The sequence below is a fragment of the Bacillota bacterium genome, assembly GCA_040754675.1.
Taxonomy (GTDB): domain Bacteria; phylum Bacillota; class Limnochordia; order Limnochordales; family Geochordaceae; genus Geochorda.
Map to the genome: position 1 here is coordinate 1 of JBFMCJ010000311.1, position 4,820 is coordinate 4,820.

5 protein-coding genes are annotated in these 4,820 nt (G+C 71.8%); 4 read left to right on the forward strand and 1 reads right to left on the reverse strand.

Going from position 1 to position 4,820, the window contains the following annotated elements; all coding sequences use genetic code 11:
- The coding region (locus AB1609_15620; GenBank protein MEW6047880.1) for an MATE family efflux transporter at positions 1-1,497 on the reverse strand (1,497 nt) is incomplete at its 3' end.
- Between the two features lie 68 nt (positions 1,498-1,565).
- Here AB1609_15620 and AB1609_15625 point away from each other — a divergent pair.
- From AB1609_15625 to AB1609_15640, 4 genes are all read left to right on the forward strand, one after another.
- Positions 1,566-2,837, forward strand: coding sequence for a lipid-A-disaccharide synthase-related protein (locus AB1609_15625; protein MEW6047881.1), 1,272 nt, complete (start codon positions 1,566-1,568; stop codon positions 2,835-2,837).
- A 110-nt stretch (positions 2,838-2,947) separates the two neighbouring features.
- Positions 2,948-3,565 carry an RNA polymerase sigma factor gene (locus AB1609_15630; protein MEW6047882.1) on the forward strand — a complete coding sequence of 206 codons (618 nt, stop codon included), beginning with the start codon at positions 2,948-2,950 and terminating at the stop codon, positions 3,563-3,565.
- Positions 3,562-4,074 carry a zf-HC2 domain-containing protein gene (locus AB1609_15635; GenBank protein MEW6047883.1) on the forward strand — a complete coding sequence of 171 codons (513 nt, stop codon included), beginning with the start codon at positions 3,562-3,564 and terminating at the stop codon, positions 4,072-4,074. The genes AB1609_15630 and AB1609_15635 overlap by 4 nt, the downstream gene beginning before the upstream one ends.
- Positions 4,059-4,820, forward strand: a 762-nt coding sequence (locus tag AB1609_15640) for a hypothetical protein (protein ID MEW6047884.1), incomplete at its 3' end; no start/stop codon positions are given. The genes AB1609_15635 and AB1609_15640, both read left to right, overlap by 16 nt.

The following is a 4,820-nucleotide window of genomic DNA, read 5'->3' on the forward strand; positions in this document are numbered from 1 at the left end:
CAGGGACGCCGCGGCAGCGGCAGCCACCCGCGCGGCGAGCCCGGCGGCCACGGCAGCCGCCAGGGGCGCCGTGAAGTCACGCGCCCTCAGCGTCGTTCCCAGATGCTGCAGCGCATCGAGCTGGTTTACCAGATACGCCACCGCGTAGCCGGCGGCGGCAGCCAGCGCGGCCCCCTGAATGGCGAGTTCGGCGCGTGCCACCCAAACCCATATCAGTGCCGTCTCCAGCGCCAGGCCGACCAGGTGACTCTGCACGGGCACCTGAGGCCGCCCCAGGCCCCGCAGCACTCCCACCAGCGTCTGCCCCAGGTAGATGAACGGTGCGGACAGCCCGCAGATGACAAGGAGGGGTGCTGCGGACTCCTCGCCGTACAGGACGCGGGTCCACAGTTCCGGCAGGCTCACGAACGCGGCGCTGGCCGGCAGGGAGAAGAGGATGGTGGTGGCCAGCGCCTTGTCGCTGTACGCGCGGGCGGCGGCCCTGTCCCCGCGCGCAAGCGCCCCGGAGATGGACGGCACCAGCGTGGTCGTCAGCGCGAGGCTGAGCATGTTGGGCATCAGCACCAGGGGAAAGGCAACCCCCCGCAGGAGCCCGATCTGGGCGGCGGCCTGGGATGCGGTGAACCCGGCCGCCTGCAGGCGGTTGGGGAGAAGCAGGGTGCTGAGGCTTCCGCCGACGGAGGAAAGGATCCGGCCGGCGGCCACCGGCAGCGCCAGCTCGAGGATGGAGCGGGGCCACCACCCGGCGCCTGGCCGGGGGACATGCCTCAACCGCGCCCGAGATGCGGGCCTGTGGCCCCACTCTGCCCAGAGCCTGTCGACTGTCAGCGCCAGCGCCAGAAGCCCGACCGCTTCACCCAGCACCGAGGCCCCCGCAAGCGCCGAAGCGACGGCGGCCGCGTCGGCGGTCCGGGGCGAAAGATACACCACGAGGCCGATAGCGGCGATGGAGAGGGCGACCTGCTCTGCCAGCAGTGAGGCTGCGGGGATGGCCATGCGGCGCGTGCTTTCGAACATCGCCCGGGCTCCCGCGGCGAGGCACGCCAGGGGCAGGGCGGGCGCCAGCAGGCGGATGATGGGTGCAGCCCGAGGTTCGGCCCCCACCCGCGCCACCAGCCACGGCGACGTCCACCACATGACGGCGGCCATCAGCAGGCTGTTCAGGATCAGCAGAACGAGCCCCTGGACGGCAATGCGGCGGGGAGACTCATCGCCCTCGTCCTGCGCCGCCCGTTCGGCCAGGAGCTTGGCCATGGCGTACGGGACGCCGGCGGTGGCCACCGTGAAGGCCGTGGCGTAAAGCGGCCAGACCAGGCGAAACAGCCCGATCGCCTCCGCGCCGGCCAGGCGCATGACCGCGGCGGAGTAGACGAACCCGATGGCGCGGCTTGCGAGGCTGGCCGCCGAAAGCTGGGCTGCACCCCACCCGAAGCGCCCGGGGCGCAGGGCTGGAAAGCGGCCCAGCAGCCGGTGCTGGATGCGCCGCAACGTGTCCACGGCGCATCTGTATGTCCAGCGCGGGTACCACTTGCCTGGGCCGGCCGACAGGGGGAGGCTGGTAAAGGATGCGCAGCCAGCCGGTAACACCGTGGAGGCGAACGGCGACCGGCGTGGAAGAAGGAGGGCCGGTGTCGGAGTTGGAGATGCTCGACCTGCTGATCGTGAGCAACGGCCACGGCGAGGATGCGATCGCCGCCCACCTGGCGAAGGTGCTGCTGCGGCGTCGGCCGCACGTCAGGGTGGGCGCCTTTGCGCTGGTGGGCCCGGGGCACGCTTACCAGCGCGCGGGCATCCCGCTTTTGTTCGGTTCGCGCCCGATGCCCTCCGGGGGGTTCGGGTGGCAGCACCCCCGTGGCTTTCTCCAGGACCTTGCGGCCGGGTTCCTTTCGCTTACCGCCTCCCAGCTCGACGCGCTGCGCCGCCTGCGCCCGAAGGTGCGCGGGCTTCTCCTGGTCGGGGACATCTACCCGGTGCTGCTGACCCTCTCGTACCGGGTGCCAAGGGTGTTCGTCTCGACGGCTCGCTCCGACTACATCAGCCCGCACCTGCGCATCGAGACCGGCCTGCTTGCCAGATCGTGCCAGCTCGTGCTGGCCCGTGACGAATTGACCGCGCGCAGCCTGGTTCGTCGGGGCGTAAACGCGCTCAGCGTGGGCAATGTCATGATGGACATGCTCAAGCCTCGAGGCTTCACGCTGGGCCTCAAACCCGGCGAGCCCGTGCTCGCGCTGTTGCCAGGCAGCAGGCGGGACTTTGCGGACAACCTGGTGGCCCTGGCCGAGGTCGTTCAGGCGGTGAAAGTAGAACGCCCGGCGCAGGCGGTTGCCGCGCTGGCCGGTTCCCTGCCTGACCCGGCACGCCTCTCGGGCAACTGGCGACTCGAGCCGGTGGGCTGCTGCGCCGAACAGGCCGAAGGCCTCGATGGGTGGCTGGTGTCGGGAGCAGGGGACGTTCGCATCGGCCTGACCTTGAACGGATTCGCCGACCTTCTGCAGCGGGCCGACCTCGCACTGGGCCTTGCCGGCACGGCCAACGAACAGGCCGCCGGGCTCGGCAAGCCGGTGGTGAGCTTCCCCCGGCCGGGGGTGCAGTACACCCGGCGCTTCGCCGAACGCCAGAAGCGGCTTCTGGGAGACGCCCTGTTGCTCACGGGCGGGCCCGGCGAGGCCGCCCGGCGGGTGGTGCGGCTGCTGGATGCTCCCGAGGAGCGGCTGCGCCGTGGTGAGGCCGGACGCTCCCGCATGGGCCGGCCCGGCGCGGCGGAGCGGATGGTTGCCCTCATCGAGCGCGCCTTCGGGCTTTGCGCCGACTGCCCCCCGCTGTTCCAACAAGGTTGAGCGTCTCCCAGCCCTCCTGAAACTTCCTCGCCCGTTCCCGTGTACGGGGAGGTAGAAGGGCGCGGTTCCCAGGGCTGGGGGCCAACGGGGGAGGGAGCGGTGAAGGGGCAGTGAGTCGCCAGGAGGTCGCCGACGCCGAACTCGTGGACGCGTGGCTGGCATCGGGCGACCGGCGCGGGCTCGATCGGCTCCTTCGGCGCTACCAGGCATACATCCTCCGCCTCTGCTGCCTCATGGCGCCCAGTGCCGAGGATGCTTCCGAGTGGAGCCAGGAAGCGATGCTCACCCTGGCGCGCCAGCTCCGCCGGTTCGACCCGAGGAGGCCCTTCAAGCCGTGGCTGCGCCAGGTGGTGCTCAACGTCTGCCGCAACCAGCGCCGCGTGACACGGCAGCGCCTGAGCAGGGAGCGGCCGCTGGGCGAGCAGGCAGCGGCAGACCCTCAAGGGCCTGCGCCGGGCGCGGGTTTGGCGCCACCCGATCCCGAGGAGCAGGTGCTGCAGCGGGAGAGCCTGCGAACGCTGCGGCAGGCCTGGGAGCGCCTGCCCGACGAGTGGCGGACCGCACTGTGGCTTCGGGCCGTGGAGGGGCTGTCGTACCAGGAGATCGCCGCCGCCGGCTCGTGGCCCGGCGGTACCGTCAAGACCTACATCTTCCGTGCCCGGGAGGCGCTTCGCGCGGCGCTGTTCGACGCCGGGGCCGGGCGGGAGGAAGGGGGGCGAAGTCGGTGACGGGTGACCCGGTAACGTGCCCGAGCGACCCGGTGCTCGTGGAGTTTGCAGACGCAACCCTGGACGAGTTGCGGGCGCTCCTCCTGATCGAGCACCTGAGAGGCTGTCCGCGCTGCCAGGCGAGGGTGGGGCAGCACGTCGCGGTGGCACGCTGGCTGGCCATTGAGATGGGGGCGCGCCCGCTTCCCGCGACCGGCGAGGCAGCGGCGGAGGAGCGCCTGCGCAAGGATCGCCGGGCCGTGCTGGAGCAGGTGACCGATTCTCCTTCGCAACGCCGCTCGCGCCCCGGGTGGATGAGATCCCGGACGTGGCTTCCTCGCCTGGCCTGTGCCGCAGGAAAGGCTGCGTGGGCGACGGTGAGGGTAGGGTGGTTACTCCACCGGCGGCGCCGGGGACGGCGTCCGGCACGCTGCCCCGGGCAACGAGCACCCCGGACCGCCGGGATCGTACGCCGTGTGTGGGTCCGGGCCGGGATAGGACGGGGTGCAGGCCAGTGGGCGCCGGCGTAGTGGCCGAGCTTGCCGCGCTGACCCTCACGGCGATCGCCGCAGTGGCACTGGTGGCGCTGTTGATCTTGCCGGCAGACATCTCGCTGCAGGTGGAGGGGTCAGGCGGCGGGTGGAAGGGTAGCGTGCGGGCTGCTGTGTTGATGGGCCGCGTCCACATAGGCCTCCCCGCCCGCCGGACGGCAAGAAGGCGCAGCGAGCGCCCCGGTCGGGCAGGCGGCGTCTGCCGCACCTGCAAGGCGCGGCCACGTCGAGCCCGGCGGCCGCTTTTCGTCCATGGTGGCCGGGCGCTCTTGCGCCTTCTCGAGTGGGCACCGCAGGCACCGGGTTTGGCGAGGCGGCTGCGCAGGGCGGTACGCTTTCAACGGTTGCGCATCGAGGAGCTCCGGCTCTCCGACCCGGCGCTGGCAGGATGGGTGCTCGGGGCTGTTCACGCCGGGCGGGCACTCGGCTTTCCGGTTGACCGGGCTTCCATCGGCACCCTTGAGGCTGCTCTGGCGGAAACCGGAGGTGACGGGGCCGGGGAGGAGTCGGCTGTACGCGCAAAGGCGGAGGTGCGGATCTGGCCGGGGCGCCTGATCGGGGCGCTGGCCTACCTTGCCACGAGCCCGCCGGCCCGCCGCCACGTGGGCCGGGTGGTGGGCCGGTGGCTGGGTGTGGGCCGGCTGCGACGGCAGCTCCCAGGAAAAGCCGGAGGGGCACAGCGCTCGAGCATAGCCGGGAGAGTGTCAACGTGTTTGGGAAGACCG

Excerpts from the sequence above, each read along its gene's own strand:
- AB1609_15625 (MEW6047881.1), top strand. The coding sequence starts at position 1,566 with ATGCGCAGCCAGCCGGTAACACCGTGGAGGCGAACGGCGACCGGCGTG.